The sequence below is a fragment of the Desulfosarcina sp. genome (genome assembly GCF_041551955.1).
GTDB lineage: Bacteria > Desulfobacterota > Desulfobacteria > Desulfobacterales > Desulfosarcinaceae > Desulfosarcina.
Genome location: NZ_JBFELV010000389.1, coordinates 1 through 4,925 on the forward strand (window position 1 = coordinate 1; position 4,925 = coordinate 4,925).

A 4,925-nucleotide genomic window follows, 5' to 3' on the forward strand; every position below is an offset into this window, starting at 1 on the left:
ATCTTTGCGGTGAACCAAAACAAATTGAATGAGTTTGTGTTTTCAATCCAAGTGGAAGCGAAAGCATAAAGCAAAAAGGGGGTGGAATCGCGTTTTCGGCAAAAATATAAAAATCTTGTTTGTACTTTTATGAACCCCGTTTTTTAATTTAAACATTTGGGAGGGATATGATGGCACCCGATTTTTTAGTACATGAAGCCGTGGATGGCGTAGGTGTTGTGGTGGTTGAAGGTTTGAAAACCAATCAGGAAATCACCGGATGGATCATGAAAGAAGATGAAACTATAACCATTAAAATTTTAAGTGATATCCCAATCGGTCACAAAGTAGCGCTAAAGGATTTTGCGGAGGGTGACACCGTGATCAAATACAACACCGATATAGGCAAAGTTGTCGCTCCGATCAAGAAAGGCGAGCATCTTCACGTACATAACGTTAAAACAAAGAGGTGGTAAGAAATGGAAACTAAATTTTTAGGCTATCGTCGTGAAAATGGTCGGGTTGGTGTTCGTAACCATGTCGTCATCCTTCCACTGGATGACCTTTCTAACTCTGCATGTGAAGCGGTTGCCAACAATGTAAAGGGCACCCTGGCACTTCCCCATGCCTATGGTCGCCTTCAGTTCGGTGCTGACCTCGATCTGCACTTTCGTACCCTTATTGGAACGGGTTCAAACCCCAACGTTGCAGCGGTCGTCGTTATCGGTATTGAGCCTCAGTGGACCAATAAAATTGTCGAAGGTATCGCGGAAACCGGCAAGCCGGTCATGGGCTTTTCAATTGAGCAGAATGGTGATTACAACACGATTTGTGCTGCCTCAAAAAAAGCCAAAGAATTCATGCATATAGCGAGTGAATATCCGCGAACCGAGTGTGATGTCAGTGAGCTGTGGATCGCCACCAAGTGTGGTGAATCCGATACGACTTCAGGAATTGCAACCAACCCGACCGTTGGTAATGCCTACGACAAACTCTATGAGAAAGGCAACACGCTTCTTTTTGGTGAAACAACTGAGTTAACCGGTGGTGAGCACCTTGTGTTGGAGCGCTGTGCAAATGATGAAGTCAGAAAAGATTTTCAGTTCTACTTTGATCGTTATGCCAAAATTGTCGATGACAACAAGACCAGTGATCTCTCTGACTCTCAACCGACAAAAGGCAACATCGAGGGCGGATTGACTACCATTGAAGAAAAAGCACTTGGCAATATTCAGAAAATCGGCACCAAGGCACCCATTGTTGGTTGTCTTGAAAAAGCGTTTGCGCCGACCGGCCCGGGCCTCTGGTTTCAGGACTCCTCTTCCGCCGCGGCTGAACAGGTTACGCTCTGTGCCGCTTCCGGTTTTGTCATTCATTTCTTCCCCACGGGACAGGGCAACATTATAGGCAATCCAATCCTGCCTGTTATCAAGCTTTGCTCAAACCCGCGTACGCTCAGAACCATGGCAGAACATTTCGATGTAGACGTTTCCGGCTTGCTCCGTCGGGATATGAACCTGGATGAAGCGGGTGACAAGCTTCTTGAAATGATGATCCGTACCGCGAACGGTCGGATGACTTCCGCGGAAGTACTCGGACATCGCGAATTTATTATGACCAAGCTGTACGAGAGTGCATAACCAAATTGGTAAGCTTCTTGTGTACGTATCACTCTGCACTTCTGGTGAGTGATACGCAGCACATGGGAGCCCTATTTTTTTAGCTTTTGCGGAAATGGGGTTTAAAATTAAGGTAACACAAGCAAAAACGCATAAGGATGTAAAAAATGGAATACATTAAAAAAGCAGAGCTTTCAGCCGAAGAAAACAGCAGTAAAGCACGCAAGGTAGTAGAAGGCATTCTTGCGGACATCCGTGCCAACGGCGAAGATGCGGTTCGTGCGATTGCAAAAAAGTTTGACAATTGGGATCAGGACTTCATTCTTTCTCCCGAGAAAAAAGCCCGTCTTATTGCCAGCGTTCCTGAAAACGCGAAAAAGGATATTCAGTTTGCCAACGAACAGATTACCGCGTTCGCCAAAGCACAGCGAGACAGTATTCAAGATTTTGATATTGTCACTCCGGCAGGCGTGCGTGCCGGACAGCGGGTGATTCCCATGGATGTGGCGGGATGCTATATACCGGGTGGGCGTTTTGCGCACACCTGTTCCGCACTCATGAGTATTGCCACCGCCAGGGTTGCTGGCGTCCCTTTTATCGTGGCCGCCACGCCCCCACGTGGAGAAGCCATCGATGCATCCGTATGTTACGCCATGGATCTTGCCGGAGCCGACATCATTCTTGAGATGGGCGGCGTACAGGCTATCGCCTGCATGGCCTACGGCATATTTACCGACAAGCCGGCAAATATCATCGCCGGTCCGGGCAATGCCTTTGTTGCCGAGGCCAAAGCGATTCTTGCGAGTGAAGGCGTTTGCGGCATTGACCTCTTTGCGGGACCTTCCGAAATTGCGGTTATTGCTGATAACAACGCTGACCCCATGACGGTTGCCATTGACCTGCTTTCCCAAGGAGAGCACGGCACCAACTCTCCGGTATGGCTTTTCACCGAGTCCCGGGAACTCTGTGATAAAGTGATGGAACTGATGCCCAAACTTATCGCGGATATGCCGGATCCGGCCACGCCTGCCCAGTCATGGAAAGATTACGGCGAGATTATTCTTTGCGACAGCCCTGAAGAGGTGGTAGCGGTAAGCGACCAATATGCGCCTGAACACCTTGAAGTATTGGTTGACAATCCTGAATGGTGGCTTGAGCGCCTGAGTTCATACGGGTCTCTTTTTATGGGTGAGGTCAGCACCGTTACCCACGGAGACAAATGTTCCGGCCCCAACCACGTCCTGCCGACGAAAAAAGCAGCCCATTTCAGTGGCGGTTTGAATGTACATAAATATTTAAAAATCCTGACATATCAGGAGCCCGTTGACAATAACGTAAGCAGCCTGATCAGTGAATATTCTTCACGCCTTTCCCGCATTGAAGGAATGGAAGGGCATGCACGCGCCTGTGACTGGCGTCTGACCAAGTACAACCCGGGCAAAAAATGGGATTTCAAGGTATATCAGCATCCAAAGTATTAACCCAGTTACAGCGCCGGGGCCATAAATGGTGACCGTTCTCCTGTTTTACAGGAAGTCCTTGTGCATGAAGCGTACATCCTGACCAAACGCTACGAGAGTGCGTAGATCGAGAAACCCTTACGGAAACATTGAAACACAACGGTCTTCACTCCGGTCCGGTTACCGTTAGCGGCACCCTGGTCAGAGTGGAACCGATAGAAAACCGGGCTGTTTGGACCCGTATACGGCAAAAGGATGATAACGCCTTATTGAGATATTCAGCAAGCGATCGTTAAACCAGTAAGCGTAACCCGGAGGTGAGAAGCCATGACGGCAGAACAAGACAACAAGACAAACGGCAGAAGGGGGAAAGTTGCCCTGTTTACCTTTTTCATTCTTTTCGCCATATACTTTGTCAACGTGCTTTTCGGTAAAGCGACGGTCTCCTATGGTTTGAATCTGCCGCATTTAGGAAATGTGGCCGAGTTCCTCCTGCTGTCCGTGGCCTGCGTAGCGTTGATCGTAGCGGCTTTGAAGAGAGAAGCTGCTGAAAGTAAATCTTCAAATGAGATAAAAGGAGATGAAAAATGACCCATGACAAACAGAAGGATTCCGGCCTGAAAATGGTAGAGCGGCGTCGTTTCATGGAATTGACCACCAAATTTGGATTTACGGCCGCCACGGTGGCGTTGTTCAGCGGCGTATTGGGTTCGAAAGAGGCCAGCGCGCAGGTTGCCAAGGAGGAACAGACACGCCAAAAGGCGGCCAAACACACGATGAATATCGCCACGGCCTATGTACTCACTGCCGACCGCAGCTACCCCATCATGCAGTTGGATATGAAGGAAAATATCCAAAACTGCACCAATGGAGAGGTTTATGTCAAACTGGCGCCGGGCGGCCAGCTTGGCGCCGGCTCCGCACTGGTCCAAAAAGTTCAAGGCGGTACGATCCAAGCCGCCCAGCATTCGATTTCCAACTTTGCCCCTTTCGCTCCGGTGACCGATTTAATCAACATTCCCTATTGGGTGGGTACCAATCAAAAGTTCGTCAACCTGGTCACTTCAGATGCCTGGCGCAATGAAGTGCATACCAAGGTCGCCGCCTCAGGTTTCAAGGTGCTGTGGTATGTCGTCATCGATCCGCGTGTGGTCGCCACGCGCAAAGGAGTTCCCGGCCCAATCAAGACGCCGGATCAGATGAAAGGGATCAAGTTTCGCGTGCCTGGATCCAAGATTCTGGCCCAGTTCTACCAGTTGCTGGGCGCCAACCCCACCCCTGTGGCCTGGGGCGAAACCTCTTCAGCCATCAAGCAGGGAGTGGCCGATGCATTGGATCCTTCCGTAGAAGCGCTGCATGTGTTCGGTTTCAAAGATATACTGGACTGGGTGACCTTCAACGGCGCCGTGCCTGACAGTCAGGTTTATTCCTGCAATCTCGAATGGTTCAACTCGCTTCCCAAAAATGTACAGGAAGGCATCGATTTCGCCAGCGAAGTCACCATGCAGCAGAATCTGGCCAAAGTGCCGGCTGCCCGCGCCTATTCCATGGCCGAGCTGGCCGCAGCCGGGGTAAAATTTTACGTACCCACGGCGGATGAAAGAAAGCAGTGGGTGGAGAAAGCCGGCGCTCAATTGCCTGCATGGGACAGTTTCAAGATAGAGCTGGCCGGATCGTTGGATAAATTTGATGCGTTCCTCGAAGCGGCCAATACGATGGGCCGATACTACGTGCATGATGTCAAGGCTTAGATCTTGATCCACGGCGGCGCCGATCTCGAATGAGGCGCCGCCGGTTCACAAATGAATATTTGCAGGAACATAAGGATGTGACGCATGACGATTCGAAATATCCTCCACAATATTGA

At 49.8% G+C, this 4,925-nt stretch carries 5 protein-coding genes; all 5 read left to right on the forward strand.

The window, feature by feature from the left end; translation table 11 throughout:
- Nucleotides 1-167: 167 nt before the first annotated feature.
- The 5 genes from ABYV26_RS20790 (at nt 168) to ABYV26_RS20810 (ending at nt 4,809) form a co-directional block, all read left to right on the forward strand.
- Nucleotides 168-455: a UxaA family hydrolase gene (locus ABYV26_RS20790; RefSeq protein WP_372683275.1), complete on the forward strand. Its 288-nt coding sequence runs from the start codon at nt 168-170 to the stop codon at nt 453-455.
- A 3-nt stretch (nt 456-458) separates the two neighbouring features.
- Nucleotides 459-1,619: a UxaA family hydrolase gene (locus ABYV26_RS20795; protein WP_372683276.1), complete on the forward strand. Its 1,161-nt coding sequence runs from the start codon at nt 459-461 to the stop codon at nt 1,617-1,619.
- A 146-nt stretch (nt 1,620-1,765) separates the two neighbouring features.
- Nucleotides 1,766-3,079 (forward strand): histidinol dehydrogenase, encoded by a 1,314-nt coding sequence (gene hisD, locus ABYV26_RS20800; protein ID WP_372683277.1) that lies wholly within the window; start codon nt 1,766-1,768, stop codon nt 3,077-3,079.
- Between the two features lie 306 nt (nt 3,080-3,385).
- Nucleotides 3,386-3,649, forward strand: coding sequence for a hypothetical protein (locus tag ABYV26_RS20805; RefSeq protein ID WP_372683278.1), 264 nt, complete (start codon nt 3,386-3,388; stop codon nt 3,647-3,649).
- The gene (locus tag ABYV26_RS20810) at nt 3,646-4,809 is read left to right on the forward strand and encodes a TRAP transporter substrate-binding protein (RefSeq protein ID WP_372683279.1); all 1,164 of its coding nucleotides are present in this window, start codon (nt 3,646-3,648) and stop codon (nt 4,807-4,809) included. Before ABYV26_RS20805 ends, ABYV26_RS20810 begins: the two co-directional genes overlap by 4 nt.
- Nucleotides 4,810-4,925 lie beyond the last annotated feature (116 nt).